This is a genomic window from Sanguibacter gelidistatuariae, assembly GCF_900096585.1.
GTDB classification, from domain to species: Bacteria; Actinomycetota; Actinomycetes; order Actinomycetales; family Cellulomonadaceae; genus Sanguibacter; species Sanguibacter gelidistatuariae.
Genome location: NZ_FMYH01000001.1, coordinates 419,120 through 443,042, shown reverse-complemented (window position 1 = coordinate 443,042; position 23,923 = coordinate 419,120). Strand labels below are relative to the sequence as shown.

Sequence of the window (23,923 nt, the reverse complement as noted above, 5' to 3'; positions counted from 1 at the left end):
ACCGGTCCCCAAGTTCCTCCTCCCCACACCCCGTCCCCTGTCCCCGATCCCCCGTTGCGCATTCATCTGGTTCCGCTGGCAGACGGTTCTTGTCCCTGGAGCGCTTTGCTTGGCGCCTCCCAAATGCCATCGGCAGCCGGTTTCCCGCTGAGCACTGTGGTCCGGACGATGATCGACGCAGTACCCCGCAGGCACGTCAGTGTGGTGAACCGCAGCAAGCTCAGCTCAGGGAACACACCGTGACCGGTCGGGTAGATCGCCCAGGCGATGACATCTAGCAACGGGAGTGGCGCGCCTCGGCCGAGCCCGCTGTGCAGGACAATCAACGGGGTGCCCTCCCCCGGACAGTCACGACTCCGACGAGCACAACTGCTGACAGCACAAGGACAAGGACGAGTCCGGCGGGGCGCCGCTTGGTGCGTCCCCATATGACGAAGAGAGTGGCTATCGGCACGGTCGCCATGACCGGTCAGATGGTCTGGAATGCCGAGTAGGCGTGTCCCGCCCACATGAGCATGTCGAAGCCACCGGAGCCGACCGTCACCAGCAGCCACGACGCGTCTGACCAAGGACCGGGTAGGAGCACCTTGGGCATTCCTTGAAGGCGAGCAGAATCATGAAGACTACCGTCGCGACGACACATCTGGCAGCGGTCAGCCAGAACGGCCCCTGAGAGCGAAGGCGGTCTTTGCGACGGTCAACTTCCCGCCCGACGCCAATGCTGGCGCTAGGCCACCAACGACAGCCAGCGAGGTGGAGTGCGGTGCGTGAGAGCTCCTGGTGTTCATGAGCCGACCAGCTCACGAAGACAGCACATGATCCTGTTCCGAGAAAAAACCTCCGTGAAGCCCCTGTTCAGCCCTAAGTCGAAGACCTCAGCCTGTCGGGATCCTCAGGAAGTCCGGCCTCGTCCGCCAGAACCTCGGCCCGAAAACAGTCGCTTCAACTGGCCCACAACCGAAGAGATCCAGGAGCCCTATCCCGATGTCATCAGCACGATTCTCAGCGCAGCCGCGCGCCCTCACGACTGATCTCGATGGCCACGTAACCGAGCGCTCTTCACCCGCGCACCACACTCCCCCAGTGACAGAGGGGCGGACGCTCATCGCGTGGCGGACGACCGGCCCTCAGTGCTCGTCCGGCGAGGCGGTCTGCACCTGGCAGACGGCAGGTTACTACCCGCGCGGAAAGGGCGCGCGTTTCACGTGAAACATCACGCCGATCGAAGGTTCAGCCCTTGCGTCGGGATCGCAGTACCGTCGTCGACTCAAGACCGGGGAGGGTCGCAGCCTCGAGGATCTCCGGCTCGCTCATCTTGAACTTCTTCAGCACCTTCCGGGCAGGCTCGATCTCCGCGGCGACGCTGCGTCCCTTGAGAATCACCAGCTCACCCCCGGGGGCCAAGAGCGGCAGGGACCAGCGAGCAAGCTTCTCCAGGGCCGCGACGGCACGGGAGGTCACCACGTCAGCCTCGAAGGCGTCATGGAACTCCTCCGCCCGTCCCCGCTTGACCTCGACGTTCGTCAGTCCGAGAGTCTCAACCATCTCCACGAGCCAGATACAGCGGCGCTCCATCGGTTCGATCAGAACCAGAGAGGCAGCGGGGCGCATCGCGGCAATCACCAGGCCCGGCAACCCGGCCCCCGAACCGATATCGACGAAGGTCCCCTGGGCCGGCAGGAACTGCACGATCGCCGCCGAGTTGAGGATGTGCCGTTCCCAGATCTTGTCGATCTCCCGGGGACCGATCATCCCCCGAACCTCACCCTGCGAGGCCAGCTCGGCCGCGAACTGGGATACCTGCGGGTAGGCGTCGCCGAAGTACGCGCGCAGTGCGTCCTGATCTAGTGCCTCGTCCACGACGATCCCTCCATATGAGGTGCACCGCCCACCTGGGCAGCGCACCTCGTCTCGATGATTCCCGGCGGACCCAAAGATACGGACCATATCGGAATATAGCGTCACATATACGACGAGCAGTCAGTCCTCAGACGAGGAGTCGACCTCCGCGGCCGGGCTGACCTCGATGTAGCGGGAGGGCTCCACACCGTGGGACTCGCTGACCAGGCCCGAGGCGGTCACCGCGTCGTGCACCACTTTGCGCTCGAAGGCGTTCATCGGCGCCAGGGCAAGCTTTTCGCCCGTGGTACGCACCTTCTCGATCGTCTCCTCGGCCAGAGCCGTCAGCTCAACCCGTCGACCCGCCCTGTATCCGGCGATGTCTAGCATCAATCGGCTCCGCTCCCCCGTGCGGGTCTGCACCGCGAGGCGCGTGAGCTCCTGCAGGGCGTCGAGCACCTCACCGTGCGCACCGACCAGGTGGCGCAACGAGCCGGCCTCGTCCGCTACGACCTCGACTGCGGCCCGGCCGTGGTCGACGTCGATGTCGATGTCCCCGTCCAGGTCGGCGATGTCGAGAAGCTCTTCGAGATAGTCGGCGGCCACCTCACCCTCTTCTTCGAGAAGCGATGTCTTGGTCCGAACCTCTGGCTCCACGGCCGGTGAATCAGCAGTCACAAGTCTCTCCATTTCGCGATGTGAAGCACAGTCCCCCGCGTGGGGGTGGTCGCTAGCGCTTGTTGCGCTTCTTCTTCTGTGCCGGCGTCTTGTTGAGGTCGAGCAGGCCCGGGGCCTCAGAAGCCTCCGTAGCAGCCTCAGGGGCCTCTACTGCGTCATCAGAAGGGGTCGCGGGCGCCGCTGCACCGCCCGCAGGAGTCCCTGCAGGACGCTGACGCTGACGGTCCTTGCGCTTGGGCTGCTGACGCTGTCCGCGTGGCTGCTCGATCACCGTGGGCTTGTCCTCCACGATGATGATGCCCTTCTTCGCGGCCTTGCGCGCCTTGCGCTCGTTGAGCGTCTTCTCAGCCTGGGAGCCAGGTGCTGGCATCTTGCGGATCGTGTAGAACTGCTGACCCATCGACCACAAGTTGGTCGTGGTCCAGTAGATGAGCACACCGATCGGGAAGTTCACGCCCGAGATTCCCATGATGACGGGAAGCATGTAGAGCATGATCTTCTGCGTCTGCATCATCGGGCCCTCGAGGGCCGCCTTCGGCATGTTCTTCATCGTCAGCTGGCGCTGCGTGGTGAACTGCGTGGCCGCCATCAGGACGATCAGGATACCGGCGACGATCTTGGTGTTGAGGTCCGTCGGCTGGTGCAGGAAGGTGGAGGACAGCGGGGCACCGAAGAGCGAGGAAGTCTCGGCCGCGTGAGCGACGCTCTGATTGATCGGGCCGATCGAATCCTTGGTGCCGTCAGCGATCCCCTTAAGACTGTTGAGCACCCGGAACAGCGCGAAGAAGATCGGCGACTGGAGCAGCACGGGCATGCACGAGGAGAAGGGGTTGGTCCCGTGCTTCTTGTACAGCGCCATGGTCTCCCGACTCATGGCCTCCCGCGAGGCGGGGTCCTTCTTGTTCTTGTACTTCTTCTGGATCGCCTGGAGCTCTGGCTGGATCATCTGCATCCCGCGGGAGGCCCGGATCTGCTTGAAGAACAGCGGGATCATCACGGTACGGATGATGATCACGAGGCCGACGATCGACAGGATCCATGCGGCTCCCGCGCCGTCGCTCATACCAAGGAGCACGAAGAACTTGTGGCAGAGGTACATGATCCATGCCACGACCCACTCGATCGGGTAGAGGATTTTCATGAAGTCCATTACTGCTGCTCCCTAGCGCACAAGCGTCTTGCATGGTCCGTCGGACGAGGCCCGAAGGTAAGAGTAGTCAACGCGACGTGTCCCTGGACACAGGCTCTGGCACGTCGTCGATACCGCCGTCGGTCCATGGGTTGCACCGGAGCAACCGCCACACAGCCAACCGGGTGCCGCGGATCGCCCCGTGCTTCTCGATCGCTGTCACCGCGTAGCTCGAGCATGTCGGGTAGTACCTGCACCTGGGGCCGGACAACGGGGAGATGTAGCGCTGGTACCAGCGCACCCCACCGAGGAGAGAGCGAGCCACGATCCCTCGCCGCGGACCATCGGTGACGGGCGAGACGTGGTCGTCGTCATGACGAGTCACGACGACTCCTGCTCACGCCTGGCCAGCCCGCGACGCAGGCAGGATCCGAGGTCGGCCTCCAACCGCGCAAAGTCGGCCGAGGCCGAATCAGGAAGCGCCCTGACCACCATCAGCAAGCCCTCGGGGAGCTCGGACATGTGGTGAGCGACGATGGCTCGCATCCTGCGCTTGACGCGGTTGCGAACGACCGCGTTCCCAACGGCCTTAGATACAACAAAACCGACCGATGGCGCATCCGTCCCGCTGCTCGACGCAGCGAGATGAACGACCATGGTCGATTTTCCTGTGCGCACACCGCCGCGCACCGCCCGGCTGAAGTCGCCGGAACGGCGCATACGATGCGCCGCAGGCAGCACTGAATTCAGGCAGAGAGCTCGGTGCGGCCCTTTTGGCGGCGTGCCGCGAGGATGGCGCGACCGGCACGGGTGCGCATCCGCAGACGGAAGCCGTGGGTCTTCGCACGACGCCGGTTGTTCGGCTGGAAGGTCCGCTTGGTCACGAGGTACTCCAAAAACGTTGGGTGAAGCGCGTCCTCGATGGACGCGCCATTCGCCACTCCATGATCGGGGCACTGAAGGCATGCGGAAGCGACAGGACTGGCTGTAAAAAGGTACGTTGCCGAGGGCCCGCAGGTCAAGCCGGCGCTACGTGGCGCCCCACACACGGTTGTACACAGCTGTGGAACGTGCCCTGACGGCTGTGGACGAACCCTGCACATTCTCCTCGCTGATTGCCCGGATCACCCCTCGTCAGGGCCCCGAAGCCGTTCGAACTTCGGGATTTCACGGGCCACGACCTCTCGCCCACAGGCTGTGGAAAACTATGTGGATGACGGCCTCCCGTGGGAGACTGTCACTTCGGTTCTCCACTGCCGCCCAAGCATGCGATATCGAAGTCACCACTGGATTCATCCCATCCTCTGGGCAGCGTTTCCACCGATCAGGAAGACCACGTGGCCACCTCAGACGACAACATCGGGACGATCTGGAAGCAAGCGATCGCCGAGCTTGAAGCCAGTCCCGACATCACTCCCCGCCAGCTTGCCTTCGTCAAGCTGGCGAAGCCGCTGGGCTTGTTCGACGGCACGGTCATCATCGCCGTCGCGAACGATCACACGCGCGACTACCTCGAGACGCGCGTCCGCACCGAGGTCGTCCAGGCGCTGTCCAACGCCCTGGGACGAGACGCACGCTTCGCAATCACGGTCGACCCCGAGCTCGGCTTCGACGAGGAGGCCGCAGCGTCCCCCGTCGTCGCGAAGCCCGCCCCCGAGCCCGCCGAGTACTCGTCCTACGCGGAGCCCATCGACATCCCGGAGATAGCCCGGCGTCGGGCATCGATCAGCGGGAACCGTTCGAGCGGGTCGTCGGCGAGCAACGCCGAACCCGCCCGGCTCAACCCGCGGTACCTCTTCGAGACCTTTGTCATCGGGTCGTCCAACCGCTTCGCCCACGCCGCGGCCGTCGCCGTCGCCGAGGCGCCGGCCAAGGCTTACAACCCGCTGTTCATCTACGGCGACTCCGGCCTCGGCAAGACCCACCTGCTGCACGCGATCGGCCACTACGCCTACAACCTCTACCCGGGCGTCCGCGTGAAGTACGTCAACTCGGAAGAGTTCACCAACGATTTCATCAACTCGATCCGTGACGAGAAGGCCGGCGCGTTCCAGCGCCGTCACCGCGACGTCGACTTCCTCCTGATCGATGACATCCAGTTCCTGCAGGGCAAGGAACAGACGATGGAGGAGTTCTTCCACACCTTCAACACCCTTCACAACGCGAACAAGCAGGTCGTGATCACCTCCGACCTGCCACCCAAGCAGCTCAACGGTTTTGAGGACCGCCTGCGGTCCCGCTTCGAGTGGGGCCTGATCACCGACGTCCAGCCACCCGACCTCGAGACCCGCATCGCGATCCTCCGCAAGAAGGCCAGCGGGGAGCGCCTGGCAGCACCCGACGACGTCCTCGAGTACATCGCCTCCAAGATCTCCTCCAACATCCGCGAGCTCGAGGGAGCCCTGATCCGGGTCACGGCCTTCGCCAACCTCAACCGCCAGCAGGTGGACCTGGCTCTTGCCGAGATAGTGCTCAAGGACCTCATCACCGATGACGATGCCTCGCAGATCACCGCCGGGAGCGTCATCGCCCAGACCGCTGCGTACTTCGGCCTGACCATCGACGACCTGTGCGGGAGCTCACGCTCCCGGGTCCTCGTGACCGCGCGCCAGATCGCCATGTATCTGTGCCGCGAGCTGACCGATCTCTCGCTGCCCAAGATCGGCCAGCAGTTCGGCGGACGCGACCACACGACCGTCATGCACGCGAACCGCAAGATCACCGAGCAGATGGCCGAGCGGCGCTCGACCTTCAACCAGGTGACGGAGCTGACCAGCCGGATCAAGCAGCAGCACCGCGGCTGATCCCGCCGCCGTAGGTCACTGTCCGGCAGCGAAGGCGCCGTCGGACAGTGACATCTAGGTGTCGAGAAGGCAGCCGTGGGACGAATATTCACAGCTGTGCATAGAGCTGTGGACAGCGGTGGACAAGCTCTAGCAATCGTGTGGACGTGAACGGTGTTCACGGTGGACAAGTCACGGCGCAAAAGTTGTTATCCACCGACCGCCTAGGTCATCCACAGGTTGTGGACAGCGGCCCGCACACCCAAAAATTGCTTCTGACCTGCGCAGATGATCGATATCCACAGAATCCACAACGGCTACTACGACTACGACTCCTCTCTCTCTAAGAAATCCACACACCTTCATCACCTCTGGCGAGATGGGCGAAACCTCCGAGAACGTCCCTCCAACACCTTCCCTCGAACGACAACTTCGCCGGCTACACAGCAGCCCGGAAAGACACGGCACGCGGCTGGCCGCAGAAGGTCGCCATCCGTCACAGGACTCGCGTAGTGTTCAACCACGCGAGGAGAGACGACGTGCACAGTCAGGTGATGACCAAGGCGCCGTCATGTACTCGCGACACAGGGTCTGACCAGAACGATCGACGGACGTCGGGGTATCCCCGGACGGACAACCGATGTGTGCCATGCACGCATCACGAAGGGTGTGGGATGAAGTTCCGGGTTGAGCGCGACGTTCTTGCCGAAGCTGTGACGTGGACGGCTCGCACCCTCCCGACCCGGCCCCCTGCTCCTGTTCTCGCCGGCGTCCGGATCGAGGCGTCGGCCGACGGCACCGTCGGGCTCTCGAGCTTCGACTACGAGGTCTCAGCCCGTTCAGAGATCCCCGCAGAAGTCAGCGAACCCGGACTTATTCTTGTCTCTGGGCGGCTGCTCGCCGAGATCTCGCGGTCGTTGCCGGCCAAGCCTGTCGATTTCAGCGTCGAGGGCTCGAAGGTCACCGTCGTGTGCGGCGCCAGCCGCTTCACGCTGCTGACCATGCCGGTCGAGGACTATCCTGCGCTGCCGACGATGCCCGACGTGACCGGCACGGTTCACGGCGACGAGCTCACCCACGCCGTCGCCCAGGTAACCGTGGCCGCAAGCCGCGACGACACCCTTCCGCTGCTGACGGGCGTGCGCGTGGAGATCGAGGGTGAGCGCATCACGATGCTCGCCACCGACCGCTACCGGCTCGCACTGCGCGAGATGACATGGAAGCCGAACTCGCCGGACATCTCGACCGTCGCGCTCGTGCGGGCACGCACCCTCTCCGACGTCGCCAAGTCCCTCGGCGGCTCCGGCGACGTCAACGTCGCACTGTCCTCCGGGACAGGCGTCGACATCATCGGCTTCGAGGCAGGCGGCCGGCACACGACCTCCTTGCTGATCGACGGCGACTACCCGCACGTTCGTCGGCTCTTCCCCGACGAGACCCCGATCCACGCGGTCGTCCCGACCCAGCCGCTCATCGACGCCGCCAAGCGCGTCTCCCTCGTGGCCGAGCGCAACACCCCGATCCGGATGACGTTCTCCGACGGTCAGGTCGTGCTCGATGCCGGCCAGGGTGACGACGCCCAGGCCTCCGAGGCCCTCGAAGCTGTCCTCGTCGGTGAAGACATCTCGGTCGCCTTCAATCCCGCGTTCCTGCTCGACGGGCTCGGCGCGCTGGGCACAGACTTCGTTCGGATGAGCTTCACTCACCCGAACAAGCCGGTCGAGTTCACCGGTCAGGGATCGCTCGACGGCGAGGACGACCGCAGCTACCGGTACCTGCTCGTCCCGATCCGCTTCGCCAGCTAGCCCCACCCGCACTCGTCGGCATCTCGATGAGCCCGGTCTTTCCGCACCCAGGAGGCATGTCCCATGCGCGTAGGTCTCGTTGGACTCGGCAAGATGGGCGCGAACATGCGCACCAGGCTTCGGGCGCATGACATCGAGGTCATCGGCTTCGACCGGGACCCTGAGCTCACCGACGTGCCCTCACTCGAGGAACTCGTCGCCGGACTGCCCGCAGGTGAGCGTTTCGTCTGGGTCATGGTGCCCGCGGGCGACGTCACGAACGCAGTCGTCACCGAGCTCGGGTCGCTGTTGGTTGCCGGGGATACCGTGATCGACGGCGGGAACTCGCACTACGTCCAGGACGCTCCCCGGGCGGCCGCGCTGGCCGAGACCGGCATCGGCTACCTGGACGCTGGCGTCTCGGGTGGTGTCTGGGGCCTCGAGAACGGCTATGGCCTCATGGTCGGCGGCGACCCTGAGCTCGTTGCGCGGGCGATGCCGATCTTCGATGCGCTGCGCCCGGACGGTCCTCGCGAGGAGGGCTTTGTCCACGCCGGCGCCGTGGGCGCGGGTCACTACGCGAAGATGGTCCACAACGGCATCGAGTACGGCCTCATGCAGGCCTATGCCGAAGGCTTTGAGCTGCTCGAGGCCAAGGACATCGTGACCGACGTCCCGGGGACCCTCAAGGCATGGACCCGCGGGACCGTCATCCGGTCCTGGTTGCTGGACCTGCTCGTCAAGGCGCTCGAGGAAGATCCCGAGCTGTCCGAGATCAGCGACTGGGTCGAGGACTCCGGCGAGGGCCGGTGGACCGTCGACGAGGCTATCGACGCGGCAGTCCCGCTGCCGGTCATCTCGGCCGCACTCTTCGCCCGCTTCTCCTCCCGCCAGGGCGCGTCTCCCGCGATGAAGGCGGTGGCCGCACTGCGTCACCAGTTCGGTGGCCATGCCGTGCGCGACGCCGGATCCGGACCCTCGTGAAGGCCCCTGCCGCCGATCTGCACCGTTCCACGTGAAACACCCTTGGTCGGGCAGCTCCCCCACGATTCTCCTGAGAGACTGATGCTCTGATGTATGTCTCCCACCTCTCACTCCTCGACTTCCGCTCCTACACCCAGGTCGACGTCGAGCTCGAGCCGGGGATCAACACCCTGGTCGGACCGAACGGCCAGGGAAAGACCAACCTCGTCGAGGCGATCGGGTACGTCGCCACCCTCGGCAGCCACCGGGTCGCGGCCGACGTCGCCCTCATCCGCTCCGGCGCCTCACGGGCCGTCGTGCGGTCCAGGATCGTCCGGGGCGACCGCGCCAGCGTGATCGAGGTGGAGATCACCCAGGGCAAGGCGAACCGCGCGCGGCTCAACCGGTCGCCAGTCCCCCGTGCGCGCGACATCCTCGGGATCGCCCGCACCGTGCTCTTCGCCCCCGAGGACCTCGTGCTGGTCAAGGGCGACCCCGACGCTCGACGTCGCTACCTCGACGAGCTGTCGGTCCTGCTCGTCCCCCGGATGGCGGGGGTCTTCTCCGACTACGACCGCATCCTGCGTCAGCGGGGTGCCTTGCTCAAGACCGCTGGAGCCGCCCGCAGGTCCGCCGCGTCGGCCGACCTGCGCACCCTCGACGTCTGGGACGCCAAGCTGGCCGAGGTCGGTGCCCAGATCATCGCGCTGCGCACCGAGCTCGTCGCAGCCCTGCGCCCGCACGTGGCCACCGCCTACGAGCAGGTCAGCGCCGGACAGGGACATGCCGAGATCGACTACAAGTCCTCGCTCGCGGCCGCGCTGGCCGGGACCGACGCCGCAGCGCAGGCCGGGGCGGCCGGTGTCGGACAGGAGGCCGGGCACGCGGGCGGCAGGCCATTCCCGTCCGCAGCGCAGATCGAGCTCCAGCTCCTTGAGGCGATGACGGCGTTGCGGAGCAAGGAGATCGAGCGCGGGGTCTGTCTCGTCGGCCCCCACCGAGACGACCTCGTGCTCACGCTCGGGGGGCTGCCGGCCAAGGGATATGCGAGCCACGGCGAGTCCTGGTCCTTCGCCCTCGCGCTGCGCCTCGCCTCCTACCGGTTGCTGACCGACGGACCCGAGACTGCTGACGGGCCCGAATCGTTCTGGTTCGCCGAGTCCGGCCCGGACACCGAGCCGGTGCTCATCCTCGACGACGTCTTCGCCGAGCTCGACACCCGGCGCCGCGGCCGCCTCGCCGAGCTGGTCGCCGGCGCCGGGCAGGTCATCATCACCGCGGCCGTCGCCCAAGACATCCCCGACCTGCTCGTCGGTATCCGTCTCGACGTCGCGGGTGGGGAGGTCACCCGTGCCGCGTGAGACCAAGGGACCCGCGGAGGAACCGGACGTGACCGCGGCGATCACCGACCCGGCCCAGGCCGCGATCGACAACCGGCGCAGGATCGAGGACGGCACGCCGGTCAGTGAGATCATCGACCTCAAGCCGCCCGGCGACGTCGCGCGGGAGGCCCTCAACCGGGCCCGCGCGGCCGCCAAGGCCAAGGGGCTCTACCCCGGCAAGCAGCGTCGTCGGATCCTCGCGGAGCAGCCACGCAGCGGGCCCGGCAAGGACGGCCGCGACCCGAAGCTCTTCGCGGAGACCCTCGCCGCGCTGCTTCAGCAGCGCGGGTGGGTCCAGGAGGTCTCTGTGGGCGGGGTGATCGGGCGCTGGCGGGAGGTGGTCGGTGACGACATCGCCGACCACTGCGAGCCCGAGACCTTCGAGAACAACGCCCTCGTGGTTCGCGCTTCCTCGACCGCATGGGCCACGCAGGTCCGTCTGCTGATCCCGCGGCTCCTTGAGCTCATGGAGCAGGAGGTCGGTCCCGACGTGGTCCAGGACATCACTGTTCTGGGTCCGGTAGGGCCGGGATTCGGACGCGGATTCCGGTCCGTCAAGGGCCGCGGTGCGCGGGACACCTTCGGGTGATCGAGGCGCGCGTTGGTCGCCGGAAATCCTTGGTGCGCCACCCCACGCGTCGTTGGGGGCTGCCCTGTGGAAATCTCGTGTAAATCCCAGTGTTTCCGGTAGTTTCCGGTAGACTTACCTAGTCATTCCGATCGCTGACCGCAGTCGGAAAATGAGCAGCGCCCAGCCAGCCTCCACGGGGAACCCTGTTTTGCCCCCGTGCGCTGGTCGAACCGCGCTGCAGGAGGACTAGGAGCACCACCAGCCGTGGCAGAACTCAACAACGCCGCCGATTCCGAGCCTAAGGCATCATCCCTCGGGGCGAGCGACGGAAGTTACGACGCCAGCGACATCACCGTCCTCGAAGGCCTGGAAGCTGTTCGCAAGCGACCGGGGATGTACATCGGGTCCACCGGCGAACGCGGACTCCACCACCTTGTCTACGAAGTTGTGGACAACTCTGTGGATGAAGCCCTCGCCGGGCACTGTGACCACATCGAGATCACACTCCTGGCCGACGGCGGCGTGCGCGTCGTCGACAACGGTCGTGGGATCCCGGTCGCCATCCACCCGACCGAGGGACGCCCCACGGTCGAGGTCGTCATGACGATCCTGCACGCTGGCGGAAAGTTCGGCGGCAGCGGCTACGCGGTCTCCGGTGGGCTGCACGGCGTGGGTATCTCCGTCGTCAACGCCCTGTCCTCCCGGGTAGAGACCGTGGTCAAGCGCGAGGGCTTCACCTGGTACCAGTCCTTCGCCGACGGCGGCAAGCCGGTCGGCACCCTACGCCAGGGCGAACCGACCACCGAGACCGGGACCACCCAGACGTTCTGGGCCGACGCGACGATCTTCGAGACCACACACTACGACTTCGAGACGCTGCGCGCCCGGCTCCAGCAGATGGCCTTCCTCAACAAGGGCCTGCGGATCACGCTCACGGACGAACGCCCCGAGCAGTCGGACACCGAGGACGAGGTGACCGGCGAGTCCGGCGCGGAGGACGAGAACTCCGCCGGCAAGCCGCGCATCGTGGTCTACGACTACGCCAACGGCCTGCTCGACTACGTCCACCACCTCAACTCCGCCAAGCGCGTCGAGGTCGTCCACCCCGAGATCATCGCCTTTGAGTCCGAGGACACCGAGAAGCGAATCTCGCTCGAGGTGGCCATGCAGTGGACCAACGCGTACTCCGAATCCGTGCACACCTACGCGAACACCATCTCCACGACCGAGGGCGGCACGCACGAAGAGGGCTTCCGTGCCGCGATGACCTCCCTGGTCAACCGGTACGCCCGCGCCAAGGGCCTGATCAAGGAGAAGGAGGACAACCTCACCGGAGACGACATCCGCGAGGGGCTGACCGCCGTCATCTCGATCAAGCTCGGCGAGCCGCAGTTCGAGGGACAGACGAAGACCAAGCTGGGCAACACCGAGGCGAAGACCTTCGTCCAGTCCGTCGTCAACGAACAGCTCGGCGACTGGCTCGGGTCGCACCCGAACGAGGCCAAGGACATCATCCGTAAGTCCATCCAGGCATCCCAGGCCCGGATGGCCGCCCGCAAGGCACGCGAGGCGACCCGGCGCAAAGGCCTGCTGGAATCGGGGGGGATGCCGGGCAAGCTGCGCGACTGCCAGTCGAACCGGCCCGAGGAGTGCGAGGTCTACATCGTCGAGGGCGACTCGGCCGGTGGGTCCGCGGTCCGCGGGCGCAACCCCCGCACCCAGGCGATCCTGCCGATCCGAGGCAAGATCCTCAACGTCGAACGCGCCCGTCTGGACAAGGCCCTGGGCAATCAGGAGGTCCAGGCGCTGATCACGGCGTTCGGCACTGGGATCGGCGAAGACTTCGACATCGCCAAGCTCCGCTATCACAAGATCGTTCTGATGGCCGACGCCGACGTCGACGGCCAGCACATCTGCACCCTGCTGCTGACACTGCTGTTCCGGTACATGCGACCGCTCATCGAGCACGGCATGGTGTACCTCGCCCAGCCGCCGCTGTACCGCATCAAGTGGTCCAACTCCGAGCACGACTACGTCTACTCCGATCGCGAGCGGGACGAGTTCATCGCGGCCGGGCTGGCATCCGGCAAGCGGCTGCCCAAGGACAACGGGATCCAGCGCTACAAGGGTCTGGGCGAGATGGACTACTCCGAGCTCTGGGACACCACCATGGACCCCGAGCACCGCACGCTGCTGCAGGTCACCCTGGACGACGCAGCGGCCGCAGACGAGATCTTCTCCGTCCTCATGGGAGAAGACGTGGAGTCCCGACGCAACTTCATCCAGCGCAACGCCAAGGACGTGCGGTTCCTGGACATCTAGGGAACAGGCGGGCGGGCCCCGCCACCGAAGATCCCAGGACCATGACGGCGGACGCGCCGGAAGAGAACGAGGCTTACCGTGACTGACGACCAGAACCCTGAAGCAAGCGATGCGATCGTGCCGACCCAGGCGCCCGTGCACAACGGTGCCGGCGAGGTGATCGAGCACGGCCGGATCGAGCGGGTCGACCTGCAGCTCGAGATGCAGCGCTCCTACCTCGACTACGCGATGTCCGTCATCGTCGGGCGCGCGCTGCCCGACGTCCGCGACGGTCTCAAGCCGGTCCACCGTCGCGTGATCTACGCGATGTACGACGGCGGCTACCGCCCCGACCGCGCCTTCTCCAAGTGCAGCCGCGTCGTCGGCGACGTGATGGGGAAGTTCCACCCACACGGTGACACGGCGATCTACGACGCCATGGTGCGCCTGGTCCAGGACTGGTCGCTGCGCTACCCGCTCGTGGCCGGCCAGGGGAACTTCGGTTCCCCCGGCAACGACCCCGCGGCCGCACCGCGGTACACCGAGTGCCGGATGGCTCCGATCGCCATGGAGATGGTCCGGGACATCGACAAGGACACTGTCAACTTCCAGGACAACTACGACGGCCGCACGCAGGAGCCCTCGGTCCTGCCCGCGCGCTTCCCGAACCTGCTTGTCAACGGGTCGTCGGGGATCGCCGTCGGCATGGCGACGAACATCCCGCCGCAGAACCTCCGTGAGGTCGCCGAGGGCGTGCAGTGGTACCTCGACAATCCCGATGCCTCCCGCGAGGAGCTGCTCGAGGCTCTCCTGCTCCGGATCAAGGGACCGGACTTCCCGACCGGAGCAACCATCCTGGGTCACCGTGGGATCGAGGACGCCTATCGCACGGGCCGCGGCTCGATCACGATGCGTGCGATCGTCAACGTCGAGGAGATCCAGAACCGGATCTGCCTCGTCGTCACCGAGCTGCCCTACCAGGTCAACCCGGACACCCTCGCGTTGAAGATCGCCGAGCTGGTCAAGGACGGGCGCGTCCAGGGGATCGCCGACATCCGGGACGAGACCTCCGGCCGCACCGGCCAGCGCCTCGTCGTCGTGCTCAAGCGCGACGCCGTCGCCAAAGTCGTGCTCAACAACCTCTACAAGCACACCCAGCTGCAGGAGAACTTCGGGGCGAACATGCTCGCCCTGGTCGACGGCGTGCCGCGCACGCTGAGCATCGACGCGTTCGTCCGGCACTGGACCGTGCACCAGCTCGAGGTCGTCGTGCGTCGCACGGCCTACCTGCTGCGCGAGGCTGAGGCGAGCATCCACATCTACCGTGGCTACCTCAAGGCCCTCGACGCCCTCGACGAGGTCATCGCCCTCATCCGTCGCTCCCCCGACGCCGACGGCGCCCGCGCCGGGCTCATGGACCTGCTCGCGATCGACGAGCTCCAGGCCAACGCGATCCTCAACATGCAGCTACGCCGTCTGGCTGCGCTGCAGCGCCAGGAGATCATCGACCAGCACGACAAGCTCTCGCGGGAGATCGCCGGGTACGAGGAGATCTTGGCTGACACGCAGCTCCAGCGAGACATCGTCTCGAACGAGCTCGGTGAGATCGTCGCCAAGTACGGCGACGAGCGCCGCACGACGATCCTGCCCTTCGCCGGGGAGGTCTCCATGGAGGACCTCATCGCCGAGGAAGAGGTCGTCGTGACGATCACCCGCGGCGGTTACGTCAAGCGCACACGCAGCGACAACTACCGGGCGCAGAAGCGCGGCGGCAAGGGCGTGCGCGGGGCTCAGCTGCGCGAGGACGACATCGTCGACCACTTCTTCGTCACCACGACCCACCACTGGCTGCTCTTCTTCACCAACCTGGGTCGGGTGTACCGGTCCAAGGCCTACGAGCTGCCCGAGGGTGGGCGCGATGCCAAGGGTCAGCACGTGGCGAACCTGCTGGCCTTCCTGCCGGGTGAGAAGATCGCCCAGGTCCTCGACATGCGCGACTATGACGCGGCCGAGTACCTCGTCCTCGCCACTCGCCGCGGCCTGGTCAAGAAGACCCGCCTGAGTGAGTACGACTCCAACCGTAGCGGTGGCGTCATCGCGATCAACCTGCGTCAGGATGAGGAAGGGACCGCCGACGAGCTCGTGGCGGCCCGGTTGGTCGACTCGACCGACGACCTCATCCTCGTCTCCCGCAAGGGGCAGTCGATCCGGTTCACCGCGAGCGACGAGGCGATGCGCCCGCTGGGCCGCGCGACGTCGGGCGTGACGGGTATGAAGTTCCGTGACGGCGACGAGCTGCTCGCCATGGACGTGGTCCACGAGGGCGCGAACCTCTTTGTGGTCACCGAGGGCGGGTTCGCCAAGCGGACGAATATCGACGAGTACCGCGTCCAGGGACGTGGCGGTCTCGGGATCAAGGTCGCCAACCTGGTCGAGGCCCGTGGCGACCTGGTCGGTGCGCTGATCACCGACGAGGACGACGAGGTGCTCGTGATCATGGAGCGTGGCAAGATCGTGCGGTCCGCGGTCAAGGAGGTCCACCTCACGGGTCGCAACACCCAAGGAGTGACCTTCGCGAAGCCGGACAAGAACGATCGCATCATCGCGGTGGCGCGTAACGTGGAACGCAACCTCGGTGACGACACCGACATCGAGGAGGCCGCCGAGGCCGACACCGCTGAGCTCGAGACCGTCACGACCGACGGCTCGGCGCAGGGTGAGACCCCTGAGCAGACCGACGACTCAGGGATCGCCATCGAGGCAGGCGCAGAATCCGAGGAGAACGAATGAGCCGTGACACCGCCGGACAGCCTGTGACCGCTACCGGTCCAGGGAAGTCGTCAACGACGAAGGCCACGAGCATGCCGCCGGTGCCTGGTCCGGAAGCGGCCGAGGTCCACACCCCGGCGACCGGGGCAGACACGACCGGGGCAGAGGCGATCAAGCCCGCGACAGGGAGGCCGGCGAGCGTGAAGCCTGCGACAGTGAAGCCTGCGACAGTGAAGCCTGCGACAGTGAAGCCTGCGACAGTGAAGCCATCGAGCGTGAAGCCTGCGAGCGTGAAGCCGGCCAGCGTGAAGCCGGCCAGCGTGACGGCGTCGGGCGCCTCCAAGCCCGCGGCGACGGAGTCTGTGCGCCCGCCTGTGGACGCTGCTGTTCCGGGCGCCCGTGAGGCCAAGGCGCCCCACGCCGTCGTGCCGGAGAAGGCTCCTGCGGCTCCCCCGACGCAGAAGAAGGTCCCGACCGGCCCGCGGCGGGTGCGGCTGGCGGTGTCGCGGCTGGACCCGTGGTCTGTCATGAAGCTGTCGTTCCTGCTGTCGATCGCGATCGGCATCATGATCGTCGTGGCGTCGGTCGTCTTCTGGCTCGTCCTGGACGGTCTGCATGTATTCACGGAGGTCAACGACATGATCGTGGACATCCTCGGGGAGGAGACCAAGGTCAACATCCTCCAGTACGTCGAGCTCAAGCGAGTCGTGTCGTTGTCGACGATGATCGCGATCGTCGATGTGGTGCTTCTCACAGCGCTGTCGACAATCGCAGCATTTCTCTACAACGTGGTCGCTGCGCTGGTGGGCGGGGTTCATCTCACGCTCACCGACGAGTAAGATCACTCAAGCGTCAGATGTTGGCTTGCGGGATGTGCACCGTGTTCTCGGTTTGAGCATGGGTCGTTCTGTGGGGTAAGGTCAAGCGCTGCACAAGCCTGAAGTCCTCGGACCAAAGGCATGAGCATGGGCCTTTAGCTCAGGCGGTTAGAGCGCTTCGCTGATAACGAAGAGGTCGGAGGTTCAAGTCCTCCAAGGCCCACTGCCGGATCCCACTCAAGGGGGAACGTATGAAGAAGCTGTTGTTTGTACTGGTGGTTGCTGGCGCCGGTTACGCGGTATGGCGCAAGCTGTCCGAGGACAACGCCGAACGAGACCTGTGGTCTGAGGTCACGGACACCTTCGAGTAACTCGAGGTTCCGGCATGAAGCACGCTGCGGCGTGTGCGGGGCCATGGCGCAATTGGTAGCGCACCTGCTTTGCAAGCAGGGGGTTAGGGGTTCGAGTCCCCTTGGCTCCACATCAGATTGGCTCCACGTCAGACGGCCCCTCTCGCAAGAGAGGGGCCGTTTTTTCGTTCCTGGCGGGGGACGGCCCGGCCTCGCCTGGTCCGGTCCTCGCCCGGCCCAGCCTCGCCCGGTCCGCCCCCGCCCGGTCCAACGGTAGGTGTCCGATTTCCGCCCCACTCTTGGCCGCAATGGGGCGGAATTCGCGCACCTACGGGCGGCGGGTGGCCGGGATGCCTGTTTTGACTGGGATTTCTAGGTTGTGGCTGAGGTCGATGGACGGCTCGGCCGGCAGATGGCGGGTTTGATCGTCTGGGACGTGGGACGTGGGACGTGGGACGTGGGACGTGGGACGTGGGACGTGGGACGTGGGACGTGGGACGTGGATGATGGCTCTACTCGTAACTCGTCGCTAGTGGAGGTTCTGCCGTGGCCGTCGCGTACTGGATCGTTGTCGGGGTGCTGGGGCTGTTTTATCTCTACGCCGGCGGGAAGAAGGTCGTTCAGAGCCAGGAGCAGCTCGCGCCCATGATGGGGTGGGTCGATACAGTCCCGATGCCGGTGGTCCGGCTCATCGGTGGCGTGGAGATCCTCGGCACGGTCGGACTGGTCCTGCCACCGTTGACTGGAATCGCGCCGTTCCTTGCGATCTGGGCCGCCGTGGGATTTGTCGTCATGCAGGTCCTGGCAGCCGGACTTCACCTGTCACGCGGGGAGGCCAAGAACATGGGTCTGAACGCGTTCCTGATCATCGGGTCCGCGGTGGCTGCGTGGCTCGCCACCGCATTCTGACGGGCGCGAGGTAGCCGGTCCAGGCGGCGACCGGCGGGGTGCCACGACGCCCTGACACCCCAACCCCAGACGCCACGAGGGCCGCCCCCGAACGGGAACGGCCCTCGTCTGCGCTGCTGTGCTACTGCTGCCAGCAGCCGAGCTACTTGGCGTCGGTGCTGCCCTCGGCGGCTTCCTTGGCTTCCTTGGCCTTCGCAGCGGTCTCCTGGACGTGTGTTGCGGTCTCCTTGACCTGCGCAGCGGCCTCACTCGTGGCGTCGGTGGCGTCTGCGGTGGCATCCGCTACCGCGTCCGCGGCGGTGCTTGTGACGTCCTCGGTGGTGTCCTTGACCGCGTTGCGGGTGCGGGTGGTCGCCTTCTTGGCGGTGGCCTTGGCCTCGGAGATCTTGTCGGTGACCTTCTCGGAGAGCTCCTCGACCGACTCGGCGACCTTGCCCGAGACCTCGCGGCTCTTGGCGACGGCGACCCCGGCTGCCTCACCCACCGCCTCGGCGGCGTCTCCCACGGCGTCCTCGACGTCGAAGGCAGCCCCATCAACCTTTTCCCACGGCTCGGCCCAGGGGTCGGTCGTGGGCTGGGACCGGCGCCAGAGCACGTAGGCGCCACCGGCGGCGGCTGCGCCCGCGGCGATCCACCAGCCCTTGCCGGACTTCTTGGAGTGCTTCTCCCCTGCCTTGGCGGCCTCGGCCAGCTTGAGGGGGGCCTTCTCCGAGGCGGCAACGATCGAGTCGGCCAGGTGGGCCGCGCCCGAGGATGCCTTCTCCGAGGCTGCGGTGGCGCCCTTGACCGCGGCGTTGGCGGCGTTCTGGGCCGCCTCGTTGATCGCCGTGACGAACCGGGGGAGGATCTCCTCGACCAGCTTCTCGTGCGCGGAGTCGATCGCGGGTGCTGCCTTCTCCGCTGCCTTCTCCACACGGGGGGCGGCGGCCTTGAGGGTCTCGTTCCAGGCCTGCTCGATGCGCGGGGTGACCCACTCGACGAAGGCCTCCACCTTGGGGGTGCCCCACTCCTTGGCCTGCACGGCTGCGTCACGCGCCTGACCGGCCAGGATCGTCGCCGTCTCTCCGGCCTGCTGTGCACCCTCTGAGATCGCGGCAGCCACCTCCGAGGCCTGGTCCTTGAGCTTCTCGGTATCGATCGCGTCGATCTTCTCGCTCGCGGCGCGAGCGGACTGCTTCATTCCGTCCAACATTCGAACTCCCGGAGGGTAGAGGGGGTGCACCTCCCACTACTCTGCCACTTGCGTGCCCCGATCGCACCGAAACTCCCCGCCCGTCCTGCGAAGTCATGATGCGACTCTGCGCGAGAACATCCCCGCCCCCAAGCTGGGCATGGAACACTGGGTGCATGTTCGCAACCCTCCACACCACTGCTGGTGACATCCGCATCGAGCTGTTCCCGAACCACGCACCCAAGACGGTGGAGAACTTCACCGGCCTTGCAACCGGGGCGAAGTCCTGGACCGACCCCAAGACGGGCGCTGAGCGCAACGACCCGTTCTACGACGGACTGATCTTCCACCGCGTCATCCCCGGCTTCATGATCCAGGGCGGCTGCCCGCTCGGAACCGGCACTGGCGACCCCGGCTACAAGTTCAACGACGAGATCCACCCCGAGCTGCAGTTCTCCAAGCCGTACCTGCTCGCCATGGCGAACGCCGGCACGCGCCGCAACGCCATCACGGGCGAGGCCGAGGGAACGAACGGCTCGCAGTTCTTCATCTCCGTCGAGGCAACCCCGTGGCTCAACGGCAAGCACACGATCTTCGGCGAGGTGGCCGACGACTCCAGCCGCGCGATCATCGACGCGATCGCCGCCACCCCGACCCGCCCGGGCGACCGCCCCGTGCAGGACATCACGATCACCTCTGTGACCATCGAGGACTGATCCAGCTGATCGACCGTACGGTTCCCGAGAGCAGCACCTGCTGATGACGTCCCCCAACGCCTCGCCCGAGTCGCCGCAGAGCGGCCCGCCGACCTGCCCGCGCCACCCCGGCCGGGTCAGCTATGTGCGGTGCCAACGGTGCGGACGTCCGACGTGCCCCGAGTGTGCGGTCGCGGCGGCCGTGGGGGTGCAGTGCGTGGACTGTGTCCGAGAGGTTCAGCGGGCCGCCCCGGTGGGCCGTACGGCCCTGGGTGCCCCGGTGCGCGCAGGGCGACCGGTCGTCACACTGACGATCATCGTCCTGTGCGCGGTCAGCTACCTGCTCCAGCAGGTGCTCGGCTGGAGCGGCTGGACGGCCAAGCTGGCCTTCGCGCCGTTCCTCGGCGAGAGCGAGCCGTGGCGGTTCATCACGGGTGCGTTCCTGCACGGCTCGATTCTGCACATCCTGATGAACATGTACGCCCTGTGGATCGTGGGTCCCTACCTGGAGCGGATGCTCGGGCGGTGGCGCTACACGGCGCTGTTCCTGGTGTCCGCGATCGGTGGCAACGTGGCGGTCGCGCTCTTCGCAGACCCGGCCGCGCAGTCCTGGCTCACCCCCACGGTCGGTGCCTCGGCCGCGGTCTTCGGTATGTTCGGCGCGGTGCTGCTCGTGCTTCGCCGGATGGGTCAGGGAGCACGCGGGATGCTTGTCATCATCGGCTTGAACTTCGTGATCGGCTTTGTCGTCCCGAACATCTCCTGGCAGGGGCACCTGGGTGGGCTGGTCACCGGGACAGTCCTGGGGGCCGCGTATGTCTTCGCGCCGGCGGCTCACCGGAAGGTGGTCGGGGTGGCTGCGACCGTGGTGGTCGCTGCGGTCGTGGTGGGGCTGGCTGTGCTGCGGTACGCCCTCGTCTAGTCGTCCCAGACGCTCCCACCTAGTTACACCACTGTAGTTATCCACACCTGTGGACAAAGTTGTGCACAAGGCTTGTGGATACGCGAACGACAAGGGCCTCGGTACGCCGGATTCCTAGGAGAACCGTTGCGCACCGAGGCCCATCTCAGCCGTGGTGGTTACTTCCAGCGTGTGGACAGACCGAATCCGGCGAGCAGGATCGCGAAGCCGACGGCGATGTTCCACTGCCCGATCGCCGGGACCGGCAGGCGCAGTCCGCTCGACGTGAGGTAGAAGGTCACGACCCACAGGATGCCCACGATGAACAAGGTGATCATGGTCGGCACGAGCCACGGCGGGTTGCCCGTGGTCGGCTTGGTGATCTTCGGCGTTGAGGCCTTAGCAGCAGTGGCCTTCTCAGGCTTCTTGCGAGACTTCGATTCAGGCACGGAGCCAGCTCCTGTCGATGGGATGACGGCGTATTCTCGACTAGCGTAGTGGCTGGACCACTTCGCCCAACACCCATCACACGGTTGGATACATGGCACAACAGTCACGCGGCACGCGACGGCCACTGCGCGCCACGCTCTCGGTGACCTTTGTCCTGATCCTCGCCGGGCTCCTGTTCACCGCGAACGCCCGACTTTCCGGGGGCGAGGAGAACCGTCAACCGGAGAACTTCGGCGAGCTGGTCCGCCAGGCGAGCGGGCACGGTGACGATCTTCAGACCGAGGTCGAGGGGCTGCGCAGCGCGGTCGACGTCCTCACCCTGTCGCAGGCCACGAGTGTCCGGGAGCTCGATCCCCAGCTGGCCGAGCGCTCGGGGGTCGCGACCGGGCTCACGAGCGTGTCAGGAGCGGGACTTCGTGTCTCCCTCCAGGACGCTCCCGCGAACCGGCCCCAGCCCGAGGACATCGTCGCTGACGACCTCGTGGTGCACCAGCAGGACCTGGAAGGCGTGATCAACGCGCTGTGGGCGGGTGGGGCCGAGGCGATGACCCTGCAGGGCCAGCGGGTCACGACGCTGACCGCCTTCCGGTGCGTCGGGAATGTCCTGTCGCTGCACGGCAGGGTCTATTCCCCTCCCTACGTCGTCGAGGTCATCGGCGACCCGGCGGCGCTCCAGAAGGCGCTCGACGACTCCCCCACCGTCACGGTGTTCCAGGAGTACGTGGATGCCGTCGGCCTCGGGTACGAGGTCCACAAGCTTGACGACGTCACGCTGCCGGCCTACGACGGAGTGCTCACCCTCGAGCACGCACGCGTCCCCGACGGAACGGATATCTATTCATGACCCGGTCCCGCCGCTCGAAACCCCACCAGAGCCTTGCCCTTCGGATCACCGGGGTCGTCGGGGAGCTGATGATCACGGTGGGGGTGCTGCTCGCCCTCTTCGTCGTCTGGCAGCTGTGGTGGACGGACGTGACCGCAGCCCGCGCACGCGAGGCGACCCTGGTTGCCCAGGGCTGGGACGCCCCGCCGCTGACGGTCGCGCCAGCCGCAGACCTGCCCACTGGGGACCCGCCGGTGCTCGGTCCCGTCCCCGTGGGCGACGTCTTCGCCCGTCTCTACGTGCCTCGCTTCGGGGCCGACTATGAGGTCCCCATCGCCTCCGGCGTCGACAAGCGCACGATCTTGGACACCGGGAACATCGGGCACTATCCCGAGACGGCCATGCCGGGCGACCTGGGGAACTTCTCCCTGGCGGCGCACCGCACGACCTACTCCAAGCCGTTCAACCAGATCGCCGACCTGCAACCGGGGGACGCGATCGTCGTGCGTACCGAGGACGCCTGGTACGTCTACGAAGCCACCGAGTCGCTCATCGTCATGCCCAGCCAGGTCGAGGTGATCTCCCCGATACCCGGACTCCTGCCCGGTGAGGAGATCCCCGAGCTCACCGAGCGGTACATCACCCTGACCAGCTGTCATCCGATGTTCTCCGCGCGGCAGCGGTTCATCACCCACGGGGTGTTCAAGTACTGGATGCCCGTCTCCGCAGGAACCCCTGCCGAGCTGCTCACCCCGGTGGAAGGTGGACAATAATGTACGCATTGCTGTGGCGTGCGCTTCCCGGCCCGGCATGGCTCCGGGTGATCCTCCTCGTCCTGCTCGCTGCTGCGGTCGTCGCCGCGTGCTTCGAGTGGGTTTTCCCGAGGATCGCGGACTACATGCCGTTCAACGACCAGACCGTGGGGTGAATGACGTGACGAGAATCCTCGTCGTAGACAACTACGACTCCTTCGTCTACACGATTGTGGGCTACCTCAATCAGCTGGGTGCCCAGACCGTCGTCGTGCGCAACGACGCCGTCCCGGACCTCGCCGACCGTGCCGGCTTCGATGGCGTGCTGGTCTCCCCCGGCCCGGGGACGCCGGCCGAGGCGGGGGCGAGCCTGCAGGTGATCCGAGACTGCTCGGCGACCGGCCTGCCGATGCTCGGGGTGTGCCTGGGCCATCAGGCCCTCGGAGAGGCCTTCGGAGCCACCGTCACGCACGCCCCCGAACTCATGCACGGCAAGACGAGCCTCGTCGAGCACGACGGCCAGGGCGTGTTCGCCGGCCTGGCGAACCCGTTCACGGCGACCCGGTACCACTCCCTCGCCGTCGTCACCGGCACGGTGCCCGATCAGCTCGTCGTCACCGCGGAGGTCGCGACCGACCAGGGACGCATCATCATGGGCCTGCAGCACCGCACGCTCCCGCTGCACGGAGTCCAGTTCCACCCGGAGTCGGTTCTCACCGAGGGCGGGCACCGCCTCTTCGCCAACTGGCTGGAGATCTGCGGGTCCGACGACGCCGTCGCTCGGGCCGAGGGCCTCGCGCCGTTGGTGCGGCGCTAGGAGCCAGCAGCAGTCCCGGTTTCCCAGCGCCGCAAACG

At 66.3% G+C, this 23,923-nt stretch carries 25 protein-coding genes and 2 tRNA genes; 18 read left to right on the top strand and 9 right to left on the bottom strand.

The window, feature by feature from the left end:
* Positions 1-1,230: 1,230 nt before the first annotated feature.
* The 6 genes from rsmG to rpmH all read right to left on the bottom strand — a co-directional run bounded on the left by rsmG (position 1,231) and on the right by rpmH (position 4,530).
* Positions 1,231-1,860 carry a 16S rRNA (guanine(527)-N(7))-methyltransferase RsmG gene (gene rsmG, locus BLQ50_RS01985; protein ID WP_093180801.1) on the bottom strand — a complete coding sequence of 210 codons (630 nt, stop codon included), beginning with the start codon at positions 1,858-1,860 and terminating at the stop codon, positions 1,231-1,233.
* A gap of 120 nt (positions 1,861-1,980) precedes the next feature.
* A complete protein-coding gene (locus BLQ50_RS01980; protein WP_093180799.1) occupies positions 1,981-2,529 on the bottom strand; it encodes a Jag family protein in 549 nt (182 codons plus the stop codon).
* A 40-nt stretch (positions 2,530-2,569) separates the two neighbouring features.
* Positions 2,570-3,667 (bottom strand): membrane protein insertase YidC, encoded by a 1,098-nt coding sequence (gene yidC, locus BLQ50_RS01975; RefSeq protein ID WP_093180797.1) that lies wholly within the window; start codon positions 3,665-3,667, stop codon positions 2,570-2,572.
* Between the two features lie 67 nt (positions 3,668-3,734).
* Positions 3,735-4,031, bottom strand: a complete 297-nt coding sequence (yidD, locus tag BLQ50_RS01970; RefSeq protein ID WP_217629072.1) for a membrane protein insertion efficiency factor YidD — start codon at positions 4,029-4,031, stop codon at positions 3,735-3,737.
* Positions 4,028-4,387, bottom strand: a complete 360-nt coding sequence (gene rnpA, locus BLQ50_RS01965) for a ribonuclease P protein component (protein WP_093180796.1) — start codon at positions 4,385-4,387, stop codon at positions 4,028-4,030. The genes yidD and rnpA overlap by 4 nt, the downstream gene beginning before the upstream one ends.
* 5 nt (positions 4,388-4,392) lie before the next feature.
* Complete coding sequence (gene rpmH / locus BLQ50_RS01960) at positions 4,393-4,530, bottom strand: 50S ribosomal protein L34 (protein ID WP_066460802.1); 138 nt, start codon at positions 4,528-4,530, stop codon at positions 4,393-4,395.
* 453 nt (positions 4,531-4,983) lie between these two features.
* On the opposite strand from rpmH, the gene dnaA reads away from it, so the two are divergent.
* The 7 genes from dnaA to gyrA all read left to right on the top strand — a co-directional run bounded on the left by dnaA (position 4,984) and on the right by gyrA (position 16,220).
* A complete protein-coding gene (dnaA, locus tag BLQ50_RS01955; RefSeq protein WP_093180794.1) occupies positions 4,984-6,450 on the top strand; it encodes a chromosomal replication initiator protein DnaA in 1,467 nt (488 codons plus the stop codon).
* Between the two features lie 653 nt (positions 6,451-7,103).
* Complete coding sequence (gene dnaN, locus BLQ50_RS01950) at positions 7,104-8,234, top strand: DNA polymerase III subunit beta (RefSeq protein ID WP_093180793.1); 1,131 nt, start codon at positions 7,104-7,106, stop codon at positions 8,232-8,234.
* A gap of 63 nt (positions 8,235-8,297) precedes the next feature.
* A complete protein-coding gene (gnd, locus tag BLQ50_RS01945) occupies positions 8,298-9,197 on the top strand; it encodes a phosphogluconate dehydrogenase (NAD(+)-dependent, decarboxylating) (protein WP_093180791.1) in 900 nt (299 codons plus the stop codon).
* Positions 9,198-9,286: 89 nt separating this feature from the next.
* Positions 9,287-10,537 carry a DNA replication/repair protein RecF gene (recF, locus tag BLQ50_RS01940; RefSeq protein WP_093180789.1) on the top strand — a complete coding sequence of 417 codons (1,251 nt, stop codon included), beginning with the start codon at positions 9,287-9,289 and terminating at the stop codon, positions 10,535-10,537.
* Positions 10,527-11,147, top strand: a complete 621-nt coding sequence (locus tag BLQ50_RS01935) for a DciA family protein (RefSeq protein WP_245700831.1) — start codon at positions 10,527-10,529, stop codon at positions 11,145-11,147. Before recF ends, BLQ50_RS01935 begins: the two co-directional genes overlap by 11 nt.
* 246 nt (positions 11,148-11,393) lie before the next feature.
* Positions 11,394-13,451: a DNA topoisomerase (ATP-hydrolyzing) subunit B gene (gene gyrB / locus BLQ50_RS01930; protein ID WP_093180788.1), complete on the top strand. Its 2,058-nt coding sequence runs from the start codon at positions 11,394-11,396 to the stop codon at positions 13,449-13,451.
* A gap of 135 nt (positions 13,452-13,586) precedes the next feature.
* Positions 13,587-16,220 (top strand): DNA gyrase subunit A, encoded by a 2,634-nt coding sequence (gene gyrA, locus BLQ50_RS01925; RefSeq protein ID WP_093181621.1) that lies wholly within the window; start codon positions 13,587-13,589, stop codon positions 16,218-16,220.
* A 150-nt stretch (positions 16,221-16,370) separates the two neighbouring features.
* Here the strand turns inward: gyrA and BLQ50_RS19320 are convergent, their stop codons facing one another.
* Complete coding sequence (locus BLQ50_RS19320; RefSeq protein ID WP_425424071.1) at positions 16,371-16,469, bottom strand: pentapeptide repeat-containing protein; 99 nt, start codon at positions 16,467-16,469, stop codon at positions 16,371-16,373.
* Between the two features lie 20 nt (positions 16,470-16,489).
* Here BLQ50_RS19320 and BLQ50_RS01920 point away from each other — a divergent pair, with 20 nt between their 5' ends.
* From BLQ50_RS01920 to BLQ50_RS01905, 5 genes are all read left to right on the top strand, one after another.
* A complete protein-coding gene (locus tag BLQ50_RS01920) occupies positions 16,490-17,038 on the top strand; it encodes a DUF3566 domain-containing protein (RefSeq protein ID WP_245700830.1) in 549 nt (182 codons plus the stop codon).
* A 128-nt stretch (positions 17,039-17,166) separates the two neighbouring features.
* A tRNA-Ile gene (locus BLQ50_RS01915) sits at positions 17,167-17,240 on the top strand.
* Positions 17,241-17,268: 28 nt separating this feature from the next.
* Positions 17,269-17,388: a DLW-39 family protein gene (locus BLQ50_RS18770; protein ID WP_217629070.1), complete on the top strand. Its 120-nt coding sequence runs from the start codon at positions 17,269-17,271 to the stop codon at positions 17,386-17,388.
* A 37-nt stretch (positions 17,389-17,425) separates the two neighbouring features.
* Positions 17,426-17,498: transfer RNA gene (locus BLQ50_RS01910), tRNA-Ala, on the top strand.
* 415 nt (positions 17,499-17,913) lie between these two features.
* Complete coding sequence (locus BLQ50_RS01905) at positions 17,914-18,276, top strand: DoxX family protein (protein ID WP_093180785.1); 363 nt, start codon at positions 17,914-17,916, stop codon at positions 18,274-18,276.
* 142 nt (positions 18,277-18,418) lie between these two features.
* Here the strand turns inward: BLQ50_RS01905 and BLQ50_RS01900 are convergent, their stop codons facing one another.
* Positions 18,419-19,456 carry a hypothetical protein gene (locus tag BLQ50_RS01900; protein ID WP_093180783.1) on the bottom strand — a complete coding sequence of 346 codons (1,038 nt, stop codon included), beginning with the start codon at positions 19,454-19,456 and terminating at the stop codon, positions 18,419-18,421.
* A 167-nt stretch (positions 19,457-19,623) separates the two neighbouring features.
* Between BLQ50_RS01900 and BLQ50_RS01895 the strand changes: the two genes are divergently transcribed.
* Both BLQ50_RS01895 and BLQ50_RS01890 read left to right on the top strand, forming a co-directional pair.
* On the top strand, positions 19,624-20,163 hold the full coding sequence (locus BLQ50_RS01895) for a peptidylprolyl isomerase (protein WP_093180782.1): 540 nt from the start codon (positions 19,624-19,626) through the stop codon (positions 20,161-20,163).
* A 196-nt stretch (positions 20,164-20,359) separates the two neighbouring features.
* Positions 20,360-21,064: a rhomboid family intramembrane serine protease gene (locus tag BLQ50_RS01890; RefSeq protein ID WP_342672040.1), complete on the top strand. Its 705-nt coding sequence runs from the start codon at positions 20,360-20,362 to the stop codon at positions 21,062-21,064.
* A gap of 158 nt (positions 21,065-21,222) precedes the next feature.
* Here the strand turns inward: BLQ50_RS01890 and BLQ50_RS01885 are convergent, their stop codons facing one another.
* Positions 21,223-21,492 (bottom strand): cell division protein CrgA, encoded by a 270-nt coding sequence (locus tag BLQ50_RS01885; RefSeq protein ID WP_093180779.1) that lies wholly within the window; start codon positions 21,490-21,492, stop codon positions 21,223-21,225.
* A 92-nt stretch (positions 21,493-21,584) separates the two neighbouring features.
* Between BLQ50_RS01885 and BLQ50_RS01880 the strand changes: the two genes are divergently transcribed.
* The 4 genes from BLQ50_RS01880 to BLQ50_RS01870 are packed head-to-tail and all read left to right on the top strand — an operon-like array spanning position 21,585 to position 23,885.
* On the top strand, positions 21,585-22,337 hold the full coding sequence (locus BLQ50_RS01880) for a DUF881 domain-containing protein (protein ID WP_093180777.1): 753 nt from the start codon (positions 21,585-21,587) through the stop codon (positions 22,335-22,337).
* Positions 22,334-23,089, top strand: coding sequence for a class E sortase (locus tag BLQ50_RS01875; RefSeq protein ID WP_093180776.1), 756 nt, complete (start codon positions 22,334-22,336; stop codon positions 23,087-23,089). Before BLQ50_RS01880 ends, BLQ50_RS01875 begins: the two co-directional genes overlap by 4 nt.
* Positions 23,089-23,244: a hypothetical protein gene (locus BLQ50_RS18505; protein ID WP_175558982.1), complete on the top strand. Its 156-nt coding sequence runs from the start codon at positions 23,089-23,091 to the stop codon at positions 23,242-23,244. Before BLQ50_RS01875 ends, BLQ50_RS18505 begins: the two co-directional genes overlap by 1 nt.
* 5 nt (positions 23,245-23,249) lie before the next feature.
* Entirely contained in the window at positions 23,250-23,885 is a 636-nt protein-coding gene (locus BLQ50_RS01870) for an aminodeoxychorismate/anthranilate synthase component II (RefSeq protein WP_093181619.1), read from the top strand.
* Positions 23,886-23,923: the final 38 nt, after the last annotated feature.